The 21,681-nt window shown below is 68.4% G+C and carries 20 protein-coding genes; 7 read left to right on the top strand and 13 right to left on the bottom strand.

Annotation, left to right across the window (positions count from 1 at the left end; all coding sequences use genetic code 11):
• Positions 1 to 146 precede the first annotated feature (146 nt).
• Positions 147 to 1,106 (top strand): sigma-70 family RNA polymerase sigma factor SigB, encoded by a 960-nt coding sequence (sigB, locus tag B8W69_RS14090; protein WP_064879658.1) that lies wholly within the window; start codon positions 147 to 149, stop codon positions 1,104 to 1,106.
• A 129-nt stretch (positions 1,107 to 1,235) separates the two neighbouring features.
• Positions 1,236 to 1,925 carry an iron-dependent transcriptional repressor DtxR gene (locus B8W69_RS14085; RefSeq protein WP_064951794.1) on the top strand — a complete coding sequence of 230 codons (690 nt, stop codon included), beginning with the start codon at positions 1,236 to 1,238 and terminating at the stop codon, positions 1,923 to 1,925.
• A gap of 20 nt (positions 1,926 to 1,945) precedes the next feature.
• Here the strand turns inward: B8W69_RS14085 and B8W69_RS14080 are convergent, their stop codons facing one another.
• Complete coding sequence (locus B8W69_RS14080; protein WP_085290412.1) at positions 1,946 to 3,004, bottom strand: DUF4192 domain-containing protein; 1,059 nt, start codon at positions 3,002 to 3,004, stop codon at positions 1,946 to 1,948.
• A gap of 113 nt (positions 3,005 to 3,117) precedes the next feature.
• On the opposite strand from B8W69_RS14080, the gene sthA reads away from it, so the two are divergent.
• Positions 3,118 to 4,533, top strand: a complete 1,416-nt coding sequence (gene sthA, locus B8W69_RS14075) for a Si-specific NAD(P)(+) transhydrogenase (RefSeq protein ID WP_085290411.1) — start codon at positions 3,118 to 3,120, stop codon at positions 4,531 to 4,533.
• Between the two features lie 80 nt (positions 4,534 to 4,613).
• Here sthA and B8W69_RS14070 read toward each other — a convergent pair whose 3' ends face one another.
• A complete protein-coding gene (locus B8W69_RS14070) occupies positions 4,614 to 5,450 on the bottom strand; it encodes a trypsin-like serine peptidase (RefSeq protein ID WP_085290410.1) in 837 nt (278 codons plus the stop codon).
• A gap of 230 nt (positions 5,451 to 5,680) precedes the next feature.
• On the opposite strand from B8W69_RS14070, the gene B8W69_RS14065 reads away from it, so the two are divergent.
• From B8W69_RS14065 to B8W69_RS14055, 3 genes are all read left to right on the top strand, one after another.
• The gene (locus B8W69_RS14065; protein ID WP_085290409.1) at positions 5,681 to 6,652 is read left to right on the top strand and encodes a proteasome assembly chaperone family protein; all 972 of its coding nucleotides are present in this window, start codon (positions 5,681 to 5,683) and stop codon (positions 6,650 to 6,652) included.
• A 62-nt stretch (positions 6,653 to 6,714) separates the two neighbouring features.
• Positions 6,715 to 7,746: an alpha/beta fold hydrolase gene (locus B8W69_RS14060; protein ID WP_085290408.1), complete on the top strand. Its 1,032-nt coding sequence runs from the start codon at positions 6,715 to 6,717 to the stop codon at positions 7,744 to 7,746.
• 45 nt (positions 7,747 to 7,791) lie between these two features.
• On the top strand, positions 7,792 to 8,478 hold the full coding sequence (locus tag B8W69_RS14055) for a PhzF family protein (RefSeq protein ID WP_085290407.1): 687 nt from the start codon (positions 7,792 to 7,794) through the stop codon (positions 8,476 to 8,478).
• Positions 8,479 to 8,499: 21 nt separating this feature from the next.
• Here the strand turns inward: B8W69_RS14055 and B8W69_RS14050 are convergent, their stop codons facing one another.
• The 3 genes from B8W69_RS14050 to B8W69_RS14040 all read right to left on the bottom strand — a co-directional run bounded on the left by B8W69_RS14050 (position 8,500) and on the right by B8W69_RS14040 (position 10,130).
• The gene (locus B8W69_RS14050; RefSeq protein WP_085290406.1) at positions 8,500 to 8,985 is read right to left on the bottom strand and encodes a peroxynitrite isomerase; all 486 of its coding nucleotides are present in this window, start codon (positions 8,983 to 8,985) and stop codon (positions 8,500 to 8,502) included.
• Positions 8,986 to 9,021: 36 nt separating this feature from the next.
• Positions 9,022 to 9,486 carry a transcriptional regulator NrdR gene (nrdR, locus tag B8W69_RS14045; protein WP_007774910.1) on the bottom strand — a complete coding sequence of 155 codons (465 nt, stop codon included), beginning with the start codon at positions 9,484 to 9,486 and terminating at the stop codon, positions 9,022 to 9,024.
• Between the two features lie 149 nt (positions 9,487 to 9,635).
• A complete protein-coding gene (locus B8W69_RS14040) occupies positions 9,636 to 10,130 on the bottom strand; it encodes a LysM peptidoglycan-binding domain-containing protein (RefSeq protein WP_085290405.1) in 495 nt (164 codons plus the stop codon).
• A 292-nt stretch (positions 10,131 to 10,422) separates the two neighbouring features.
• On the opposite strand from B8W69_RS14040, the gene lexA reads away from it, so the two are divergent.
• The gene (gene lexA, locus B8W69_RS14035) at positions 10,423 to 11,121 is read left to right on the top strand and encodes a transcriptional repressor LexA (RefSeq protein ID WP_085290404.1); all 699 of its coding nucleotides are present in this window, start codon (positions 10,423 to 10,425) and stop codon (positions 11,119 to 11,121) included.
• Positions 11,122 to 11,139: 18 nt separating this feature from the next.
• Here the strand turns inward: lexA and B8W69_RS14030 are convergent, their stop codons facing one another.
• The 8 genes from B8W69_RS14030 to B8W69_RS13995 form a co-directional block, all read right to left on the bottom strand.
• The gene (locus tag B8W69_RS14030; RefSeq protein ID WP_085290403.1) at positions 11,140 to 13,329 is read right to left on the bottom strand and encodes an LGFP repeat-containing protein; all 2,190 of its coding nucleotides are present in this window, start codon (positions 13,327 to 13,329) and stop codon (positions 11,140 to 11,142) included.
• A 626-nt stretch (positions 13,330 to 13,955) separates the two neighbouring features.
• On the bottom strand, positions 13,956 to 15,116 hold the full coding sequence (locus B8W69_RS14025; RefSeq protein WP_085290402.1) for an acyl-CoA dehydrogenase family protein: 1,161 nt from the start codon (positions 15,114 to 15,116) through the stop codon (positions 13,956 to 13,958).
• A gap of 154 nt (positions 15,117 to 15,270) precedes the next feature.
• On the bottom strand, positions 15,271 to 16,710 hold the full coding sequence (gene hflX, locus B8W69_RS14020; protein WP_085290401.1) for a GTPase HflX: 1,440 nt from the start codon (positions 16,708 to 16,710) through the stop codon (positions 15,271 to 15,273).
• Positions 16,711 to 16,756: 46 nt separating this feature from the next.
• Entirely contained in the window at positions 16,757 to 17,629 is an 873-nt protein-coding gene (gene dapF, locus B8W69_RS14015; RefSeq protein ID WP_085290400.1) for a diaminopimelate epimerase, read from the bottom strand.
• Between the two features lie 4 nt (positions 17,630 to 17,633).
• The gene (miaA, locus tag B8W69_RS14010) at positions 17,634 to 18,593 is read right to left on the bottom strand and encodes a tRNA (adenosine(37)-N6)-dimethylallyltransferase MiaA (RefSeq protein WP_085290528.1); all 960 of its coding nucleotides are present in this window, start codon (positions 18,591 to 18,593) and stop codon (positions 17,634 to 17,636) included.
• 8 nt (positions 18,594 to 18,601) lie between these two features.
• Positions 18,602 to 19,294, bottom strand: a complete 693-nt coding sequence (locus B8W69_RS14005) for a class III extradiol ring-cleavage dioxygenase family protein (protein ID WP_085290399.1) — start codon at positions 19,292 to 19,294, stop codon at positions 18,602 to 18,604.
• 54 nt (positions 19,295 to 19,348) lie between these two features.
• Positions 19,349 to 20,326, bottom strand: coding sequence for a DMT family transporter (locus B8W69_RS14000; protein ID WP_085290398.1), 978 nt, complete (start codon positions 20,324 to 20,326; stop codon positions 19,349 to 19,351).
• 246 nt (positions 20,327 to 20,572) lie between these two features.
• Entirely contained in the window at positions 20,573 to 21,496 is a 924-nt protein-coding gene (locus B8W69_RS13995) for a DMT family transporter (protein WP_181447406.1), read from the bottom strand.
• Between the last annotated feature and the right edge of the window lie 185 nt (positions 21,497 to 21,681).

Here is a 21,681-nt window from a genome sequence, read left to right as displayed (position 1 = left end):
CCGCCCCGGCGGACTTCTCAGGACATTCTCAGGTCTGCGGCACATTTCTGCACGTCAAGACGTGTGAGATGGCGAATCGCTGGGAACTCTCAGAGCTGATCTGTCGTTGAACTCCATGACAGAACAAAGCCGAACGGGAGGTCGCTATGGCGAACGCCAGCACGAGCAGATTTGACGGCGATCTGGATGCTCAAAGCCCCGCAGCGGATCTAGTGCGCGTATATCTCAACGGAATCGGTAAGACGGCGCTTCTCAATGCGGCCGGTGAGGTTGAACTGGCCAAGCGCATCGAAGCCGGGCTTTACGCCGAACACCTGCTTGGAACGCGTAAGCGCCTCGGGGAGAACCGCAAACGCGATCTGGAGGCCGTGGTTCGCGACGGGCAGGCGGCGCGCCGTCACCTGCTGGAAGCGAACCTGCGTCTGGTGGTGTCGCTGGCCAAGCGGTACACGGGTCGCGGCATGCCGCTGCTGGACCTGATCCAGGAGGGCAACCTCGGGCTGATCCGCGCGATGGAAAAGTTTGACTACACAAAGGGATTCAAGTTCTCGACCTACGCGACGTGGTGGATCCGTCAGGCCATCACCCGCGGCATGGCCGACCAGAGCCGCACCATCCGGCTGCCGGTTCATCTAGTGGAGCAGGTCAACAAGCTGGCGCGGATCAAGCGCGAGATGCACCAGAACCTGGGCCGCGAGGCGACCGACGAGGAACTGGCCGCCGAGTCCGGCATCCCGGTCGAAAAGATCAACGACCTGCTCGAGCACAGCCGCGACCCGGTAAGCCTGGACATGCCCGTCGGCTCCGAGGAGGAAGCCCCGCTGGGTGACTTCATCGAGGACGCGGAGGCGATGTCCGCCGAGAACGCGGTGATCGCCGAGCTGCTGCACACCGACATCCGCAGTGTGCTGGCCACTCTGGACGAGCGTGAGCACCAGGTGATCCGGTTGCGTTTCGGCTTGGACGACGGCCAGCCGCGCACCCTGGACCAGATCGGCAAGCTGTTCGGTCTGTCCCGCGAGCGGGTCCGCCAAATCGAGCGGGACGTAATGTCCAAACTCCGCAACGGGGAGCGCGCCGACAGGCTACGGTCATACGCGAGCTAACACCTCACACAAGCTAGGTAGCAGACGGTATGCCCGCCGCGTCAGCGGCGGGCATACTGCTTGCCTGGGAGGCGTTACAACCATTCACGCAGCTGGCCAAGTAGACTCAGCGTCGACGGAGGGTGCTGAATGAACGACCTGGTTGACACCACCGAGATGTACTTGCGGACCATCTACGACCTCGAAGAAGAGGGCGTGACGCCGCTACGTGCCCGCATCGCCGAACGCCTCGATCAGAGCGGGCCGACTGTCAGCCAAACCGTTTCGCGCATGGAGCGGGACGGTCTACTTCACGTGGCCGGCGACCGCCACCTTGAGCTCACCGACAAAGGCCGGGCGCTGGCGATTTCCGTGATGCGCAAGCACCGCCTCGCCGAACGCCTGCTGGTCGACGTCATCGGCCTGCCCTGGGAAGAGGTCCACGCCGAGGCGTGCCGCTGGGAGCACGTGATGAGCGAGGACGTCGAGCGCCGCCTGGTGAAGGTGCTCAACAACCCGACCACCTCGCCGTTCGGCAACCCGATCCCCGGACTCCTCGATCTGGGCGTGGGCCCCGAGTCCTGGTCCGAGGACGGTCCCCTGGTCCGGCTGACCGAGTTGCCCGCCGGCGCGCCGGTGGCCGTGGTGGTACGCCAGCTGACCGAGCACGTCCAGGGCGACATCGATCTGATCTCACGCCTGAAGGACGCCGGCGTCGTCCCGAACGCGCGCGTCACCGTCGAGAACGGTTCCGCCGGGGTGACCATCGTCATTCCGGGCCACGAGAACGTCACCCTGCCGCACGAGATGGCGCACGCGGTCAAGGTCGAGAAGGTCTGACCCGGGCGTTTGGCCCCCACCTATCCCGCCCTGCGGCCGAACGGCCGTCGCGGCGGTAGCTGCACGCCGAACCGCTTGGCCAACCGATAGCCCGTCAGCGCCAGGTCCCGGATGTCCTCGGGCCGCAGCCCCGACTGCAACGCCGTGTCCAGCATGCCCGCCATCCGATGGTCGGGCGCGCAGTTCAGCGCCTCCTGCAGGGACACCCCGGCGAGCGGGCCGTCGCCGCGCGCGTACGCGCTGAACGCGATCAGCACCAGCGCCTCGACCCGCCACGGCGGTGGCAGCGTACGCGCCAGCAGCGCCCACAACGACTCGACCTCGCCGGCGCTCTCCCCGACCGCGAGGGCATACAGGATGTCGCGCACCTGCGCGTCGGTCAGCGCACAGCCCAGCGTCGCCATCTCGCTGTCGGACAGCGGTTTCCCGGCCGCGACCCGGGCTGCGGCGGCCATCGCCGTCTCCACGTCGCCGCGGGTGCAGCGGACCGGATGCGCGCGCTGCGCCGCCCGACGCCGGGCGGCCTGCCGCCGGACCGCGTCGGCCAGCGCGGCGGTGCGCGCCGGGTCGTCGGGCGCGATGACCGCCTGCAGGTCGGCACGCCGCGGATAGAGCCGCCTGCCTTCCAGCACCGCCGCGGCGGCCAGCGGGGAGGCCGCGGGATCGTCGACCAGGCCGCTCGACCCGCAGCCCTCGGCGCAGTGCCAGCGGCCGCCGAGGGCCACCTGGTCGACCACATGCGTGGCCCACAGCTCAATGTGGTGCTGCGACAAGGCTTCTGCGAGCGCCGCCGCCAGCTGTCGGTATTCCTCGTTGCAGCTGGGACAGTAGGCTCCGTCCGCGTCGACGATCACCGCGATCACGGCCTCGGGGGCCGCCGCGGCGGCGACCTCCGCCAGGTGCGCCACCCGATCGGCAAGTTCCTCGGAGAGGTCGACGCGCATCACCGAGCCGAGTTCCCCGTCGCCCAAAGACACTAATACCAATGAATTTTCGGGAACGAAGCCGAGAACGGCGGGCAGCGCGGCGATGAGTGCACCGGGGCGGGAAAGTTCGAAGTCTTCTCGAGGCGTCGTCATGAGCACCAACGCTGACGGCCGCCACCGTCAACCGGTGCGCGCGTGCGCGAGTGCGGCAGTGGACCTGTGGATGAACCCAGCACTGTGCGTTGAGCTGCCTTACTGTTTAAGCCATGAGTTCGGCGCAGGAGTACGACATGGTGGTCATCGGGTCCGGGCCCGGCGGACAGAAGGCCGCCATCGCATCGGCCAAGCTCGGTAAGTCGGTCGCCGTCGTCGAGCGCGGCCACATGCTCGGCGGTGTGTGCGTCCAGACGGGCACCATTCCGTCGAAGACGTTGCGCGAGGCGGTCCTCTATCTCACCGGGATGAGCCAGCGCGAACTCTACGGCGCGAGCTACCGCGTGAAGGAGAAGATCACCCCGGCCGACCTGCTGGCCCGGACCCAGCACGTGATCGGCAAGGAAGTCGACGTGGTCCGCAACCAGCTGATGCGCAACCGCATCGACCTGCTGATCGGCCACGGGCGTTTCGTCGACGCACACACCATCGAGGTCGAGGATCCGTCGCGGCGCGAAAAGATAACCCTCACAGGCAAATACGTCGTCATCGCCACCGGCACCCGGCCGGCCCGGCCCTCCGGCGTCGAGTTCGACGAGCACCGGGTGCTCGACTCCGACGGGATCCTCGACCTCAAGTCGCTGCCCACCTCGATGGTGGTGGTCGGTGCCGGCGTCATCGGCATCGAGTACGCCTCGATGTTCGCCGCGCTGGGCACAAAGGTCACCGTCGTCGAGAAGCGCGACGACATGCTCGACTTCTGTGACCCCGAAGTCGTCGAGGCGCTGAAGTTCCACCTGCGCGACCTGGCGGTGACGTTCCGGTTCGGTGAGGAGGTGACCGCGGTCGACGTCGGGTCGGCGGGCACCGTCACCACCCTGGCCAGCGGCAAGCAGATCCCCGCCGAGACGGTGATGTACTCGGCCGGGCGGCAAGGCCAGACCGACCACCTCGACCTGCACAACGCCGAGCTGGAAGCCGACAACCGCGGGCGGATCTTCGTCGACGACAACTTCCAGACCAAGGTGCCCCACATCTACGCCGTCGGCGACGTGATCGGCTTCCCCGCGCTGGCCGCGACGTCGATGGAGCAGGGACGCCTGGCCGCCTACCACGCGTTCGGGGAAGCCAGCGACGGCATCACCGAGCTGCAGCCGATCGGCATCTACTCCATCCCCGAGGTCTCCTACGTCGGCGCCACCGAGGTGGAGCTGACGAAGAACTCAGTACCCTACGAGGTCGGCGTGGCCAGGTACCGCGAGCTGGCCCGCGGCCAGATCGCAGGCGACTCCTACGGGATGCTCAAACTGCTGGTGTCCACCGAGGACCTCAAGGTGCTCGGCGTGCACATCTTCGGCACCAGCGCGACCGAGATGGTGCACATCGGGCAGGCCGTGATGGGCTGCGGCGGCACGGTGGAGTACCTGGTGGACGCGGTGTTCAACTACCCCACGTTCTCCGAGGCCTACAAGGTGGCGGCGCTCGACGTGATGAACAAAGTCCGGGCGCTCAACCAGTTCCGCCACTAATTCGATGGTGGCGACCCGCTGCGCCCGGCTCCGCCGCGCTGGCGATCGCCACGCCCGACTCCGCCCGCTGGCGATCGCCACTAACAGGCGTCTGAGAGCTCGTTCGGGACCGGATCGCCGGGCCCACCGACCTCGGCGCGATGCAGCAGCTCCGCGGTCTGCGCGTCGAACGGCGCCGAATACGACATGTTCGCGGCGCACCCGCCCCGCTCGAGACCGCCGATCAGCCCGATCAGCGTCGTGCCGCTGACCCAGGGCGCACCGCTGGTGCCGTCCACCAGGCCCTCGCAGGCCAACGCGGGGAACCCGGTGTCGGTGACGGACGTGCTGGCCTGACACCCGATGGGCGAGCCACCCACGCCCGCCGGATAGCCGAGCACGGTGACGCGGCTGCCCGGCGGGGGCGTCACGCCCAACGTCAGCGCCAAGCCGACCCGCGACTCGACGGGAGCGCCGGCCTCGTTGCTGACCCGCGCGATCGCGTAGTCGGCGTGCGGGTCCTTGCTGGCCATCCAGCGTGGATCGAGGTAGACCGCGTCGGCCTTCCACACGTCGGCGGGACCGGGTGCCGCGTCCCCGGCGAAACCGGGGACGAAGGTGATCAGCGAGGCGCCGGCCAGGCAGTGCGCGGCGGTCATGATCAGGTTGCCGCCCGTGGAATGCACGACCGAGCCGGTGCAGACGTGCAGCGGGCCACCGTCGATGAATATCGCCCCGATGCGCCGATCCGGCTCGACCGGGCCCGCGACGGCCTTCTGCTCGGGCTGGCTGAGCCGCTGCACCGGGCCGCCGACGCGCGGGGCGGACACCGAGGCGCCCGACGCGTGCTGGACCGGAGGACGACAGGCCGTCAGCGACGTAGCCACCCCCACCACCAAACAGAGCACCAGGATCCGAATGCGCATCGCCTTCATCATGCCTGACCGGTGGTCGACAAGCCGACTTCCACACATCGCGGTGCGCCACGCGGTTTGCTGGCGAGCGCGCCGCCGGCGCCCGGGGCGGCGGTTGCGGATTACGCCTGAGGATGATCGCGTTTCAGCTCATAGCGTGACGGCGAAGTTCGCTGATAGATGTTGGTGCCGGCTGATTCGGGGGACACTTGGTAGGGCACCCTGGAGAGACCCCCGAGAGGAGGCGATCGCAGATGGCTCACCACCGAGACCCAAGTGATCAGTACCAGCCAGGGCAGGCTGGGATGTACGAGCTCGAGTTGCCGGCACCGCAGTTGTCGACGTCCGACGGCCGCGGGCCCGTGTTGGTGCACGCTTTGGAGGGCTTTTCCGATGCGGGTCATGCCATCAAGCTGGCGGCCGCGCACCTGAAGGCGGTGCTGGACACCGAGTTGGTCGCGTCCTTCGCGATCGACGAATTGCTGGACTACCGCTCACGGCGTCCGCTGATGACGTTCAAGACCGACCACTTCACCCACTACGAGGATCCCGAGCTGAGCCTGTACGCGATGCGCGACACGATCGGCACGCCGTTCCTGTTGCTGGCCGGCATGGAACCGGACCTCAAGTGGGAGCGCTTCATCACCGCCGTTCGGCTGCTGGCCGAGCGCCTCAACGTGCGCCAGACCATCGGCCTCGGCACGGTCCCGATGGCGGTCCCCCACACCCGGCCGACAACCATGACCGCACACTCCAACAACCCGGAGCTGATCGCCAACTTCCAGCCGTGGATCTCGGAGATCCAGGTTCCCGGCAGCGCGTCCAACCTGCTGGAGTACCGGATGGGCCAGCACGGTCACGAGGTCATCGGCTACACCGTGCACGTCCCGCACTACCTCACTCAGACCGATTACCCGGCCGCCGCGCAGGCGTTGCTCGAGCAGGTCGCCAAGACCGCGTCGCTGGAGCTGCCGCTGACGGCGTTGACCGAAGCGGCCGAGGTGATTCGGGCCAAGATCGACGAGCAGGTCGAAGCGAGCGCGGAGGTCGCCCAAGTGGTGGCCGCGCTGGAGCGCCAGTACGATGCCTTCATCGACGCTCAGGAGAACAGATCGTTACTGGCTCGCGACGAGGATCTGCCTAGCGGCGACGAGCTGGGCGCGGAGTTCGAGCGATTTCTGGCCCAGCAGGCGGAGAAGAAGTTCGACGACGACGATAAGACCTGACCCATTCAGCACGGCGCCCAGCCAGGCCGCCCTTAGCCCGGCCCGACACCAAGGTTGGCGATATGACGGAGCGGAAGCGCAAGAGCACGCTCCGCCCGGTGCGTGAAGTGACCGCACCCAAACTCGAGTTCCGCACCATCCACGGTTACAAGCGGGCCTACCGCATCGCTGGCTCCGGGCCGGCGATTCTGCTGATCCACGGCATCGGCGACAACTCCACCACGTGGAATGCCGTGCAGGCCAAGCTCGCCCAGCGTTTCACGGTGATCGCCCCGGATCTGCTGGGCCACGGACGATCCGACAAGCCGCGCGCCGACTACTCGATTGCGGCGTACGCGAACGGGATGCGTGACCTGCTCAGCGTGCTCGACATCGAGCGGGTCACCATCATCGGTCACTCGCTTGGTGGCGGCGTGGCCATGCAATTCGCCTACCAATTCCCACATTTGGTGGAACGGCTGATCTTGGTCGGCGCCGGCGGCGTCACCAAGGACGTCAACTTCGTGCTGCGCTGGGCGTCGCTGCCGATAGGCAGCGAGGCGATCGCCCTGCTGCGGTTGCCGCTGGTGCTGCCGGCGGTTCAGGCCATGGGACGCATCCTGGGCCTGGCGTTGGGCAGCACCGGGCTGGGCCGCGACCTGCCCAACGTGTTGCGAATCCTCGACGACCTGCCCGAACCGACGGCCTCCGCAGCGTTCAGCAGGACGCTGCGGGCGGTGGTGGATTGGCGTGGGCAGATCGTCACCATGCTCGACCGATGTTATTTAACCGAAGCCATCCCGGTGCAGATCGTTTGGGGCACAAAGGATGTGGTGGTCCCGGTCCGGCACGCGCGGATGGCGCATGCGGCGATGCCGGGCTCGCGGCTGGAAATCTTCGAAGGCTCCGGCCACTTCCCCTTTCACGACGACCCGGCGCGGTTCATCGACGTCGTCGAGCGCTTCATCGATTCCACCGACCCCGCGGAATACGACCAGGCCCGCCTTCGCGGCCTGCTTCGCACCGGCGGCGGCGAGCAGGCCGTCTCGGGTCCCGCGCCCACTCGCGTCGCGGTGCTGAACGCCATGGGGTCCGACGAGCGCAGCGCCACCTGATCACCTCGATCGATGCGGCCGGATGCCTCGTCGTACAGTCGGGCCATGGGGATCGACGTGACGGTGCTGCGGGTGTTCACCGATTCGGACGGCAATTTCGGTAACTCGCTGGGCGTGGTGGACGCCGACCAGGTCGAGGCCGCGGCCCGGCAGCGGCTGGCAACCCATTTGGGCTACAGCGAGACCGTTTTCGTCGGGCTTCCCGCCCCCGGCTCCACCACCGCGCGCGCCACCATCTACACGCCGCGAACCGAACTACCGTTCGCCGGGCACCCGACGGTCGGCGCAACCTGGTGGCTGCGCGAGAACGGCTCGCCGATCAACACGCTGCAGGTGCCGGCCGGGATCGTGCAGGTGGGTTACGACGAACACCGCGCCAGCATCAACGCCCGCGCGGACTGGGCGCCCGAATTCGCCCTGCACGAATTCGCTTCGGCCGACGAGGTTCTCGCCGCGGACCCGTCGGACTATCCCGACGACACCGCGCACTACCTGTGGTCCTGGACCGATCGGGCGGCCGGGGCGCTGCGGTCGCGCATGTTCGCCGCCAACCTCGGTGTGATCGAGGACGAGGCGACCGGTTCGGCGGCGATGCGGATCACCGATTACCTGAGCCAGAGTCTGCGGATCACCCAGGGCAAGGGCTCCGTCATCGACACGACGTGGAGCGCCGAGGGCTGGGTCGGGGTGGCCGGGCGGGTCGCCAATGACGGTGTGAGACACCTGGACTGAGGGCGGCCGAGGCCCTCGCGTTCAGCGCTGCCGATGCAGTACCGCGGCGAGGTGGTCCTGCAACGGTTGCCCGACCGCGCCCATCTGCACCGTGTAGGAGAGCTCGTCCCCGTCGACGCGGAAGGAACGCCCAAGCGCCGTCACCTCTTTCGCGCTGGGAGTCAGCCCGACCGTCGTCGTCGACATCTGCATTTCGATGAGGTCGCCGGTGACCGAATAGGTCCCTACCTCGATTTCGGTGATTCCGCTGGGATGCGCCAGCACCAGTTCGACGTGACCCGGTTGGGGCACGCGGAGATAGCCGGTTTCGGCGTGCAATGGCTTGCCGTCGGCTACCGCCTTGGTCTTCTGTCCGTAGGCCAGAAACGGCTTACCGACGTGGGCGAACACCACTTCTTCGAGATAGTCGAAGGGCGGGATCGTCGGGTACTTACCGGAACCCTGCCCGGCCCAGGTCCCCAGGAGCGGTGCCAGCGCCACAAGATCGGGATGCAAGTCAGGGGGCATAAAGCGAGCCTAGGCCGCGACGGCTCGTCGGGTTCGTCAGCCCGGGGTCGCCACTCCGCGGTGGTCGCGCAGGGCCTGGATCTCGCGCTCGAAATCGTCCGCGGACTCGAACGACCGATACACGGAGGCGAACCGCAAGTAGGCCACCTCGTCGAGGTCGCGCAGCGGCCCCAGGATGGCGAGGCCGACCTCGTGGCTGGGGATCTCGGGCGAACCCGCGGCGCGCACCGTGTCTTCGACCTGCTGGGCCAGCAGGTTCAGCGCATCGTCGTCGACCTGGCGCCCCTGGCAGGCCCGGCGGACGCCGCTGATGACCTTCTCCCTGCTGAACGGTTCGGTGACGCCGCTGCGCTTGACCACCGCCAGGACCGCGGTCTCCACGGTGGTGAAACGTCGTCCGCACTCGGGACAGGATCGGCGGCGCCGGATGGCCTGCCCCTCATCGGTTTCGCGCGAGTCGATCACCCGGGAGTCGGGATGGCGGCAGAACGGACAGTGCATGACCGCTCCTTCGTCGCGCCGACAAGGTACCGCTGGACTTTGAGCGTACCCGCGCGCTGACCTGCACGGCTAATGGAGCCGCCGGGCGTACCGGCTCACCGCCGGCGTCCGGGGACCGCCGGTCCAGAGCCGTGCTCGCACAACGGTTGTCAGCCGACCGGAGCGATCAGGGTCTGGCCCGCCATCAGGTTGGGCGAGTGCAGATCGTTGAGTTCACGGATCCGGTCGGCGACCTGGGTGGTCGGCGCGTCGGGCGCCACCCGGTGTGCGAAGTCCTGAAGCGACTCCCCCGCATCGACGCGGACGACGGCGAGCCGGTCGGGAACATGGGCTGCGGAGTTCGTGGAGTCGCCGTTGAGCACCTGACCGACGTTCGCGACCAGACCCAGCCACAGCGTGATCGCCCCGGCGGCCAGCGCCAACCCGATGGTGGATGCCCAGGTCGTGGCGCGCCTGCGGTGCGGAGCGACCGACACCGCCACCCCGGTGCCGTAATAGCGCGTCGCCGCACCGGCCGGCCGCGAGGGCGCGGGCCTGCGGGACCTGGCCAGACCGTCCCGTCCGTAGCGAACACCCTGGACGGGTCCGTTGATCGGGCGCCGAAGACTGCTGGTACGCGGCGCAGGCGTGTGGATGACTGTCATCTTCGTTCCTCCGGTCAACTAGCTCTCGCTCGTGTGTTCGACTCTAATCGCTTGTATGTTCGAAACCCGAACATTTGAGCGAAGCGTGTCGCACGAGCAAACGCTAGATCACACCACCGACAAGTTCGTCGGCCCTTACCACTGTCACGAGGCACAAATACCCGATATCTCGAAGAGTTACACATTTGTGATTCACCTGACTTTCGGCCTTTTGCGGGGCGATCCGGACCGCACGACACGCCACTCGAACACATGTTTGATTCTTGTTCGCAGTGCGGCTACATTCAGTGCCATGGGCGACAGCAACGACATCTCATCGGCCGGCCCCGAGCGTCGGTTGCAATCCGTGGACTCCTCGCTGACCGAACGGCAGCGCACCATTCTGAATGTCATCCGCGCCTCGGTCACCAGCCGCGGGTACCCGCCGAGCATCCGGGAGATCGGCGACGCCGTCGGTCTGACGTCGACGTCATCGGTGGCGCACCAGCTGCGCACCCTGGAGCGCAAGGGATACCTGCGCCGCGACCCCAACCGCCCGCGGGCCGTCGATGTCCGCGGGGCCGACGACGACGTGGCGGCGCCCGCCACCGAGGTGGCCGGCTCGGATGCCCTGCCGGAGCCCACGTTCGTCCCGGTGCTCGGGCGCATCGCGGCCGGCGGACCCATCCTCGCCGAAGAGGCCGTCGAGGACGTCTTTCCCCTCCCGCGCGAATTGGTCGGTGAGGGAACGCTTTTCCTACTCAAGGTGGTCGGTGACTCGATGGTCGAGGCCGCGATCTGCGACGGCGACTGGGTGGTGGTCCGCCAGCAGAACGTCGCCGACAACGGCGACATCGTCGCGGCGATGCTGGACGGCGAGGCCACCGTCAAGACGTTCAAACGCGCCGGCGGTCAGGTGTGGCTGATGCCGCACAACCCGGCGTTCGACCCCATCCCCGGCAACGACGCGAGCGTGCTGGGCAAGGTCGTCACGGTCATCCGCAAGGTCTGACCCCGACAGCGGGCCGAGTCAATCGGCCCGAGTGAATCCGTTGGCTTGAGCGACTTCTTCGCTCGACAACCAGATTTCGGCGAGCGTGTCCTTATACAGGTCGCTGCCCGGTGTGTAATACAGGCCGTAGCGCGCGCTCGCCTTGATCGGGTATCCATCGGGCGCCTGGTACGGGTCGTCGAGCGGCAGGTGGATCGTGGGTCGCCCATCGGGGCCCGCCAGGCCGTTCTCCGAGGCGTCCTCAGCGTCCGCGGCGGCGTGCCGACCGCTTCGTGCCGCCGCCCCGGCCGCGACCACGGCTTCGGCCACGTCCGCTCCCGCCGGTGTGTCCGCTGCGGGCTCGACATCCGGCTCCGGCGCCGCGAGGTACGCGTATTCGTCCTCGGGTTCGGCGGCTTCGAGGGCGCCGGTCACGGCGTCGGTGTCCGGCGGGGTGTGCGGAACGGCGACGTCGAGATACTCGTCCTCCGAATCCACCTCCTCGGCGTAGCCGGCATCGGGGTCCTCGACGTCGACGTAGGCGGCGTCGTCCGCCGTCTCGGGCTCGGCGACGTCGGGAACGGCGTCGGTGTAGTCGGTGTAGTCGGCTCCGGCGTCGGAATACTCTGCCTCCGACAGCATCTCCTCGGAGACCACCGGGATGGAGTCGGTGTCGACGGCGTCGGGGTCATCGTCGGCGAACCCGTAGCCGCTTCCCGCGGGGACCTGACGTTGCCAGCTGACGCGCCCGGCGTCGGGTTCGGGTTCGGGTTGCTGCGGCGCGCTGAGCGCGAACGACTGGGCGTCGTGGTCGAGTTCGTCGTGTCCCCAGCGTTCGTCGGAGTCGTAGCCGAAGTCGCCGCGGTGGTCGGGCGCGTAGCCCGCGGCGTCCTCGTGCCCGGGCCGGCGCCGACGCCGGGCGAACAGCATCCACACCAGCAGCACGAGCAGCGCCAGCACCGGAATGGCGACCATCAGCCACCACCAGTGCCAGCTGAACTTCTTCGGGTGCGCCGGCATGGCCGAATTGCTCGGCTGGTTCTGGCCCGACACCTGCAGGCCGGACAGCAGCGGCGCCAGGTTGGCCGGTTCCGTGCTGAACGTGTTCTTCGCGCGGTTCCACGAGATCTTGCCGCCGGTGAACTGCTGCGAGATCACGTCGCCATTCACGGCCTGGTCGCCGACGGGTGCACCGAGTTTGCCGGCGGGGGCGCGCAGCTTGTCCCACGCGGCCTTCATCGCCCCGCGCACGACGAACGCGCCGCGGTCGGACGTCCAGAAGATGACCGGCTTGTCGGCCGCCGAGAAGGTGACGATGCGGCTGGAAGGCCCTATGCCACCGTCGGTTTCGTTGGTGGTCGGGAATCCCAGGTCGCTGCCGACCGGTCCGCCAAGCGACTCGTATTTGGCCAGGATGTCGTTCTCGACGGCGTTCGCGCCGGTGGCCGGGGTGAAGAAGACCTTGCCACCGGCGAAGTTCTGGGCGATTCCATCACCGCCGACGGGATATTGCCCGCCCTGCTTGGCGCCCAAGGGTCCCGTGGGTCCGCCGGCCGCGCGCCAGGCAGTGTTGATCGCCGCCGTGGGATCGATCGCCACCTGCAGGCCCTTCAACTGGTCGGCCAGCGCCGGCGGTTCGGTGGTGAACTGCTTCGTCTGCCGATTCCACGAGACCTGCCCGCCGCTGAACTTCTGTGAGGACACCTCGCCGTTGTAGGTCTCGTCACCGACCGGCACGCCGAGAACGCCACCCGAGCTGCCCAGCTTGTCCCAAGCGGCGTTCAGGGCGCCGCGTACCACGAACGGGCCGTGCTCGGGCGTCCAGAAGATCACCGGCTTGTCGCCGGCCGAGAACGTGATCACTCGGCTGTCCGGGCCGGACAGACCGGGCACCTCGTTGATGGTCGGGAAGCCCAGGTCGCTGCCGACCGGACCGCCGAGCTGCTCGTACTTGTCCAGGACGGGCCCGTAGGCGAATTTGGCCCCGGTGGCCGGTGTGAAGAACATCTTGCCGCCGTCGAAGTCCAGGACGAAACCGTCGCCGGCGGGGTAGACGTCGCCCTTGCGGGCGCCCAGCGGCGAGGTGTCGCCGCCGGCCTTGTCCCATGCGGCCATCATCGCCGCCTCGGCGTCGCCAATCGGGCTCGCTACCGCGGTGGGGGCCAGCAACACGGCGGCCAGTGCTGTGGTCGTCAAGCTGACCAGCGCGCTTCCGATCAGCTTGCGCATGTGACCTCTCTGCACCTTCACCAAGCCTCCCAGCCAGCGGATATGGCTCTATCTGCGGCTATGCCCTTACCTGCATAACCGGCGAGCGGGCGGTCCTTGCGCGGGAAATTGACCCGCGCACGATCAGCCATATCGCCGGGCTCGCATTACTTTGCTCCAGCCAACAAGAAAAGCGAAGTCCAATCACGAATTTTACAAAAACGGATACCACACCGATGTCGAAATGATGCCTGCCCATGGCCCGATCGCGACCCACTGCGGCAACGTTCGCGCGGTGTTGCGGATAGCGCACCGAAAGGCGGCGGGAACGCGGGATCGAGTAATGCCGCCGGACTGCCGACTCGCACAGCGGAATTGCGTCGGACGTAGCCGCACAAAGCGCATCAGCCGTTCGCCGGCACCGCGATCACGGGCCTGACTACGTGTGATGGCACGGTCGGCACCCCGAACCGCATGCGCCGACGGTACGTGAGCCATCGAAGCATTCACGCTCTCCACCTACGCGACGGACCGATCACGCATCGGTCAGTTTGTCGCTCGCCGGCAATAGCGCAGCGCGAGTTCATCGGCCGAATATTCGTCGCGCCCTTTTCCGCGAGCGCGGCCGCTATCCAGCAAACGAAACGCTATACGCCGAGGCTGCGGCCGATGATTTCCTTCATGATCTCGGTCGTGCCGCCGTAGATGGTCTGCACCCGGGCATCCAGATAGGCGCGGGCAACGGGGTATTCGCGCATGTAGCCGTAACCACCGTGCAGTTGCAGGCAGCGGTCGATCAGGTGCACCTGCTTTTCGGTGCAGTACCACTTGGCCATCGCCGCCTGTTCGGCGGTCAGCTTGTGGTCCAGGTGCAGGCGGACGAACTCGTCGACCATCATGCGGACCACGGTCGCCTCCGTCGCCAGCTCGGCCAGCACGAAGCGGCTGTTCTGGAAACTGCCGATCGGCTTCCCAAATGCCTTGCGCTCCTTGGTGTATTGCAGGGTCTGCTCCAGCACCTGCTCCATGGCCGCGGCCGCCATGATGGCGATCGAGATGCGTTCCTGCGGCAGGTTCTGCATGAGGTAGATGAACCCCATCCCCTCCTGGCCCAGCAGGTTTTCGGCCGGCACCTTGACGTCGGTGAAGGACAGCTCGGCCGTGTCCTGGGCGTCCAGCCCGATCTTGTCCAGGTGGCGACCGCGCTCGAAGCCCTCCATGCCGCGCTCGACGGCGAGCAGCGAGAAGCCCTGCGAGCCCTTTTCCGGGTCGGTCTGCGCGACCACGATCACCAGATCGGAGTTGATTCCGTTGGTGATGAACGTCTTTGAGCCGTTGAGCACGTAGTGGTCACCCTGCTTGACCGCACGGGTCTTGATGCCCTGTAGGTCGCTACCGGTGCCCGGCTCGGTCATCGCGATCGCCGTAATCAGCTCTCCGGTACAGAATTTCGGCAGCCAGCGCTGCTTCTGCTCCTCGGTGGCCAGGGCCAGCAGGTACGGCGCGACGATGTCGTTGTGCAGGCCGAAACCGATGCCGCTGTAGCGGCCGGCGGTGGTCTCCTCGGTGATGATCGCGTTGTACCGGAAGTCCGGGTTGCCGCCGCCGCCGTACTCTTCGGGCACCGCCATGCCCAGGAAGCCTTGCTTGCCGGCCTCCAGCCACACACCGCGGTCGACGATCTTCGCCTTCTCCCACTCGTCGTGGTAGGGCGCGACGTGGCGCTCGAGGAAGCCCCGGTAGGACTCACGGAACAGGTCGTGCTCTGACTCGAAAAGCGTGCGCTGGTATTGGATGGCGCTGCTCATGGAAAGACCTCCGGCGACTGGGATTCTGCAGCCCAAGATATACCAACCAGACGGTTGGTCGGCAGCCGGCGGGGTCGCCTACCGTCGCCTCGAGGGGGGTCGGACGGGCCCTGCGCAGCACGGATCGCCCGAGATGCCGGGGGCGAATGGGCGGTCAGTCGGCTGAGAACTCGCGCAGCCGGCCGGCCAGCGCCACCGGAACCCGGGCCCTGATGCGGGTGCCCTCGGCGTTGTGTTCCTCCTGCTGGACGCGCCCGTCGGCGTGCAGGCGGGCCACCAGGTCGCCGCGGTGATACGGGATCACCACGTCGACGGCGGTGTCGGCCGGGACGGCGAGCTCGCCGATCCGGCGGCGCAGGGCGTCGATTCCGTCACCGGTGCGCGCGGACACGAACATGGCGCCCGGCAGGGCGTGCCGAAGCTTGGCCAGCGTCAGATCGGTTGCGGCGTCGACCTTGTTCACCACCACCAGCTCCTGCGGCGCGGCGCCGTCGTGGTCGGTGCCGTAGTCGGCGACGACCTCGGAGATGACCTGCCGGACCGCATTGATCTGCGCTAGCGGGTTGATGTCGGAACCGTCGACAACGTGCACCAGCAGGTCGGCGTCGACGACCTCTTCCAGCGTGGAGCGGAATGCCTCGACCAGCTGGGTGGGCAGGTGCCGGACGAATCCGACGGTGTCGGTGAGCACGAACGGGCGGCCGTCCTCGAACTCGGCCCGCCGGGTGGTGGGCTCCAGGGTGGCGAACAACGCGTCCTGTACCAGCACCCCGGCCCCGGTCAGCGCGTTGAGCAGGCTCGACTTGCCGGCGTTGGTGTAGCCGACGATGGCGATCGCGGGCAGGTCGCTGTGCACCCGCCGACTGCGCTGGGTGTCGCGGACCTGCTTCATGTCTTTGATCTCGCGACGCAGCTTGGCCATCCGCTCGCGGATGCGCCGCCGGTCGGTCTCGATCTTGGTTTCACCGGGACCGCGCAGGCCCACGCCTCCGCCGCTGCCGCCGGCCCGGCCACCGGCCTGCCGGGACATCGATTCACCCCAGCCGCGCAGCCGCGGCAGCATGTACTCCATCTGGGCCAGCGCGACCTGCGCCTTGCCCTCCCGGCTGGTGGCGTGCTGGGCGAAAATGTCCAGAATCAGCGCGGTGCGGTCGATGACCTTCACCTTGACGGCCTTTTCCAGAGCGGTCAGCTGCGCCGGGGACAGCTCACCGTCGCAGATGACGGTGTCAGCGCCGGTCGCCAGCACCACCTCCCGCAATTCCTGCGCCTTGCCCGAGCCGATGTAGGTCGACGGGTCGGGCTTGTCGCGGCGCTGGATCAGCCCTTCGAGCACCTCGGAGCCGGCGGTTTCGGCCAGGGCCGCGAGCTCGGCCATGCTGGCCTCGCTGTCCGCGGCGGTGCCGTCGGTCCACACGCCCACCAGGACGACCCGCTCGAGCCGAAGCTGGCGGTATTCGACTTCGGAGACGTCGGTGAGTTCGGTCGACAGACCGGCGACGCGGCGCAGCGCCGACCGATCTTCGAGGGCGAGTTCGCCCGTGCTGGGCTCCGGAATTGCCGGAGCGTGATCACGAAATTCTGGTTCTGTCATAGGCAATAAAAGATGATGCACGCGAAAACGGTGTCGTGCACCTGATTTAACGCTGCTGTGCGCGCCACCATTCCTCGCTGAGTTCTCCTTGGGCTAGCAGTACGGACGGTCCTCGCAGGAAGCTGGTGGCGTCGGTGATGGTGACGACGACCTCGCCGCCGGGCACGCGAACGGTCAGGGCGCCGGTGGCCGTCCCGGCACCGGCCAGCGCGGCGACCGCGGCCGCGACCGTTCCGGTGCCGCAGGAGCGCGTCTCGCCGACTCCCCGCTCGTGCACGCGCATGTGCACCGCCCCCTCGGCGGGCGCGGTGATGATCTCGACGTTCACCCCGTCCGGGAACTGGGCGGCATCGAAGCTCACCGGCGCGGCCACGTCCAGCGCCGCCAGCCCCTCGGCCGTCAGTTGTGGGTCGACACAGGCCAGGTGCGGATTACCCACGTCGACCGCCAGGCCGGAGAACCGCCGGCCCCCCACGACGGCGTCGCCGGGGCCCAACGTGTTGGCCTTGCCCATGTCGACGCTGATGTCGGCGGTGGTCACGTCGGCGCGATGCACCGTGACCGGCCGCGGACCGGCCAGCGATCCGACCACGAATTCATCGCGGGATTCCATGCCGCTGGCGCGCAGGTAGTGCGCGAAGACCCGCACGCCGTTGCCGCACATCTGGGCGACCGACCCGTCGGCGTTGCGGTAGTCCATGTACCAGTCGCCGGTGCCCACCCCGTCGGGCACCCGGTCGAGCACGCCGGCCGACAGCGCCGCACCGGCGGTGGTGACCCGCAGCACCCCGTCGGCGCCCAGCCCGCGGCGCCGGTCGCACAGCGCGGCCACCCGCGACGCAGTCAGGCTCAGCTCGGCCTGCGGGTCCGGCAGCACCACGAAGTCGTTCTGGGTGCCGTGGCCCTTGGCGAAATTCACCTGCTCAGGATACGTGGCGCCAGGCCCGCACGGCGGCGTCGACGACCGCGGCGCCCTCGGCGGGGGTCGCGGCGCCGACATCGAGCCACTGCACCCGGTGATCGCGGCGGAACCAGGACCGCTGGCGCCGGACGTAGCGCCGGGTGCCGAAGAAGGTCTGCTCGCGCGCGTCCCGCAGTTGATCGGCGCCGGGGCCCGCCGGACCGCTCTGGTCCAACGCGGTCAGCACCTGCGCGTAGCCCAGCGCCCGCGACGCGGTGACCCCGTCGCGCAGGCCCTTGTCCAAGAGCGCGATCACCTCGCCGACCAGACCCTGGTCGAACATGGCGTCGGTGCGCCGGGCCAGGCGCTCGTCAAGAAGCGTTGTGTCGCAGTCCAATCCGACGATGGCCGTGTCCCATTTGGGGGCGCCGATCCGCGGCGCGGAGGCGGCGAACGGCTGACCGGTCAGCTCGACCACTTCCAGGGCCCGCACCGTTCGCCTTGCGTCGGTGGGCAGGATGGACGCGGCCGCGGCGGGATCGCGGCGGGCCAGCTCGGCGTGCAGCTCGCCCACCCCGACCTCGGCGAGCCGCTGCTCCCAGCGCGCGCGCACCGCGGGATCGGTGGCCGGAAACGACCAGTCGTCGAGCAGCGACTGGATGTAGAGCATGGAGCCGCCCACGATGATCGGCAGCGCGCCCCGCTCCGCGATCGCTTCGACGTCGGCCGCGGCGGCGCCCTGATAGCGCGCGACGGTCGCGGTCTCGGTGATGTCGAGGACGTCGAGCTGGTGATGCGGGATCCCGCGGCGGGCGTCGACGGGCAGCTTGGCGGTGCCGATGTCCATGCCGCGGTAGAGCTGCATCGCGTCGGCGTTGACGATCTCGACGCGGACGCCGAACCGCTCGACCCGTTCCGCGAAGTCGAGGGCCAATTGCGACTTCCCGGTGCCGGTGGGGCCGATGATCGCCAGGGGGCGCACGGCGGCCGTCACAGCTGCCAGGCACCGGCGAAGTAGCCCACCCCGTAGGGCGCTCCGCGGTACAGCTCCTTGGCGGATCGGGGCCCGGGCTCGGCCAGGCCGGCCAGCACCTGAAACGCGACCCGGCCGTGGATCTGCTGCGGCAGGCGGCGCAGCGCGGCGATGTCGCCGCCGGCCAGCGCGTCGTCCAGGGCCTGTTGGGCGTCGGCGTTGTCCGGGTCGTATCCGCCGGGTGCGGCCGGTGTCAGCGTGTTCACGCCATCGGCCACGACCAGCACCCCGACCGGTTCGGCCAGCCGGTCGATCTCGGCGCGCAGGTGTCTGCCCAGGCTCAGCGCGGTGCCCGCGTCGTGGTCGACGCGGTAGACGCGGACCTGCGCGCTGGCGTGCGGCTGCGCCTGGCCGCGCACCCACCCCGCAAGCAGCGCACAGATCGGGAGTGCCGTCGGCGGGGCGGCCTCGTCGGCCTGCGGGGAGAGCCGAACGCGGACGTCCGCGCCGAAACCCGCGAAGGTGCCCACCGCGTCGGGACCCAGCACGTCGTCGTCGGGTCCCGCCCCGATCACCACCCAGCGGTCGGGCAGCAGCGCGGCCGCGGCAAGCGTCGCCGCGGCCAGGTCGGCCACCTCGGCGACGGCCGTTCCGGCGAGTTCGGGGACGAGGACCGGCGCCGACGGGACGATCGCAATGGCGCTCAGCACGCCACCAAACTAACGCGACGGCCCGGCACTAGTGCGGCGTGCCGGGGCCGGACGTCACCGGCGGAAGCCGTCCGCCACGGCCAGACGGCCACTGAAGGGGCCGAAGTCGTCGTCTTCGCTCATCAATCGGGCCGGCATTTCCCGCGGGGCACCACCTGGTCCCTGCTCGGCCTGGTCGATGGTGGCGGCTTCGCCACGGGCCAGCGCGATCGTCGCGATGATGACCACGGCCACCGCCCCGATCAGCACGAACGCCCGGGGGCCGCTGGCGTTCATCGTCTCGCCCAGCACCAGAACCCCGAGCAGACCGGCAACCACCGGCTTGGCCACCGTCATGGTCGGGAGCGACGCGGTCAGCGCGCCGGCGCGGAAAGCCGACTGCTGGAAGATCATCCCGGCCAGAGCCACCAGCAGCCAGGGCACGAATTCCGGCGACGTCAGCACAGCCAACGGGCCACTCTCGGCCACCTCGACGATGCCCTTGGTCAGCACCGCGAACAGCGCCAGCGAGGAACCCGCCACCACCGCGAGCAGCACGGCCGAGAACGGGCTGCCGGACCAGCGCCGCGCCGCCACCACGCAGGCCACCAGCAGCGGGATCATGACCATGGCGACAATGAGCCAGGTCTGCAGCAGCCCGCGCTGCTCCCCGGCCGCCGGATCGCCGACGATGATGACGACCGCCAGCGCTGCGGCCAGGATGAGCGCCCACCCCCATTCGCGGGGCTTGACCCGGTGATCGGCAAGCCGCGCATAAATGGGCAGCGCGAACAGCAGCGCCGTGACCTGCAGCGCGGTCACCATGACGACCGAGCCCCACGCCAGGGCGGCGGCCTGCAGGCTGTAGTTGGTGATCGCGGCCAGACCGCCCAGCCACCACCGGGTGTCCTTGAGGGACATGCGGAACAGTTCCAGGGGGCCGACCTGCTTGTCAGTGACCTCGTGCGCGGAGCGCTGCCGGATGACATCGCCGACCGCCGATGCCAGCGCCGCACACAAAGCTAGTAACGCCGCGACATCAACTTTCGACATTTTCGACCCTCCGCCTCGCAACCCGTGCGACCAGCTTTCCCCGAGGCACTGGCAAATACACGCACAATTTGCGTTCAGTTCAACTACAAATCTATGACGTTCCACACGTTCCACACGTGTGCTCACTACGTCGCAGGTAACCGTTCAACTACTACTTCAGCAAGCTATGTAACGCATGGGACAACTCTAAGAGACGCGCACAGGTAGCCGGGCGCGACAGCTAAGCCCCTTCGCTGCCAGCCGTTTTCACGCCTCGCCCACTGCGCGCGATGGGATCAGCGTCACAACTTCGTTCTGACCGTCGGGCGGGTCTGCAGTCATGGAAGCGGCTTCTCCCCTGGCCAGAGCGGTGGTCGCGACGATGACCATCACCACCGCGGTCACCAGGACAAACACCGCGGGCCCCGTGGCGCCGAGCGTCTCACCGAGCACGGTGACGCCCAGCACCGACGCGACCAGCGGCTCGGCCACCGTCATCGTCGGCAACGACGCGGTGAGCGCGCTGGCCCGAAACGCCGACTGCTGGAAGATCGTGCCGAGCAACGCGACCACCAACCAGCCGTACAGCTCCGGGGTGCGCAGCAGCGCGCCCGGCCCGTCCGGCAGCACGTCGACGACCGCCTTGGTCAGCACCGCGAACAACGCCCACGACGACGCCGACACCAGCGCCAGCAGCACCGCGGCCAGCGGGCCCGACCAGAGGCGCGCGCCCAGCACGCAGAACGCCATCGCCGGGCCTATCACCATCGCGACCACCGCCCAGGAATCCAGCGACGCCCGCTGGTAACCGGCGGCCGGCTCGCCGACAATGACGAAGACCGCCACCGCACCCGCCAGCAGGACCGCCCACACCCACTCGCGGCGGCTCAACCGGTGCTTGGTCAGCCAGGCATAGACCGGCAGGGCGAACAGCAGCGCGGTCACCTGCAAGGCCTGCACCAGCACCACCGAACCCAGGCTCAGCGCCACCGCCTGCAGCGTGAAGCTGCCCACCGCCGCAATCCCGCCCAGCCACCACCGGACGTCGCGCAATGACATCCGCAAAAGCTCGAGGTGGCCCACCTGGTCGTCGGTGATTTCCTGCGCGGAGCGCTGTCGGATCACGTCGCCGACGCCCGACATCAGTGCGGCGATCAGCGCGAGGAGCGCAGCAATATCCACCTTGGCGATGGTGACCTCCCATCGAAGTGCGACCCCGACGAGAGCCGAAGGCAACGCTCACCAGGGTTCGATGAACTCCGATGCGGTGACGCGATAGCACGACGGTACCCGCCCACGCGGAGACGGCACGAGTGCCGCGCGGCCACCGGGTGGGCCGGGAATGGCAACGTGGCGGCGCATGCCGGAGCAAGCTG

Source organism: Mycolicibacterium vulneris (assembly GCF_002104765.1).
GTDB lineage: Bacteria > Actinomycetota > Actinomycetes > Mycobacteriales > Mycobacteriaceae > Mycobacterium > Mycobacterium vulneris.
Note: the sequence above shows the minus strand (reverse complement) of the source record. Positions and strands in the feature narration are given on the sequence as shown.

Coding starts and splice junctions, on each gene's coding strand:
- B8W69_RS14065 (WP_085290409.1), top strand. CDS start 5,681: ATGGCTCACCACCGAGACCCAAGTGATCAGTACCAGCCAGGGCAGGCT.
- B8W69_RS14060 (WP_085290408.1), top strand. CDS start 6,715: ATGACGGAGCGGAAGCGCAAGAGCACGCTCCGCCCGGTGCGTGAAGTG.
- B8W69_RS14040 (WP_085290405.1), bottom strand. CDS start 10,130: ATGACAGTCATCCACACGCCTGCGCCGCGTACCAGCAGTCTTCGGCGC.
- B8W69_RS14030 (WP_085290403.1), bottom strand. CDS start 13,329: ATGCGCAAGCTGATCGGAAGCGCGCTGGTCAGCTTGACGACCACAGCA.
- B8W69_RS14055 (WP_085290407.1), top strand. CDS start 7,792: ATGGGGATCGACGTGACGGTGCTGCGGGTGTTCACCGATTCGGACGGC.
- B8W69_RS14050 (WP_085290406.1), bottom strand. CDS start 8,985: ATGCCCCCTGACTTGCATCCCGATCTTGTGGCGCTGGCACCGCTCCTG.
- sigB (WP_064879658.1), top strand. CDS start 147: ATGGCGAACGCCAGCACGAGCAGATTTGACGGCGATCTGGATGCTCAA.
- hflX (WP_085290401.1), bottom strand. CDS start 16,710: ATGACAGAACCAGAATTTCGTGATCACGCTCCGGCAATTCCGGAGCCC.
- nrdR (WP_007774910.1), bottom strand. CDS start 9,486: ATGCACTGTCCGTTCTGCCGCCATCCCGACTCCCGGGTGATCGACTCG.
- lexA (WP_085290404.1), top strand. CDS start 10,423: ATGGGCGACAGCAACGACATCTCATCGGCCGGCCCCGAGCGTCGGTTG.
- sthA (WP_085290411.1), top strand. CDS start 3,118: ATGAGTTCGGCGCAGGAGTACGACATGGTGGTCATCGGGTCCGGGCCC.
- B8W69_RS14080 (WP_085290412.1), bottom strand. CDS start 3,004: ATGACGACGCCTCGAGAAGACTTCGAACTTTCCCGCCCCGGTGCACTC.
- B8W69_RS14085 (WP_064951794.1), top strand. CDS start 1,236: ATGAACGACCTGGTTGACACCACCGAGATGTACTTGCGGACCATCTAC.
- B8W69_RS14000 (WP_085290398.1), bottom strand. CDS start 20,326: ATGTCGAAAGTTGATGTCGCGGCGTTACTAGCTTTGTGTGCGGCGCTG.
- B8W69_RS14070 (WP_085290410.1), bottom strand. CDS start 5,450: ATGATGAAGGCGATGCGCATTCGGATCCTGGTGCTCTGTTTGGTGGTG.
- B8W69_RS14025 (WP_085290402.1), bottom strand. CDS start 15,116: ATGAGCAGCGCCATCCAATACCAGCGCACGCTTTTCGAGTCAGAGCAC.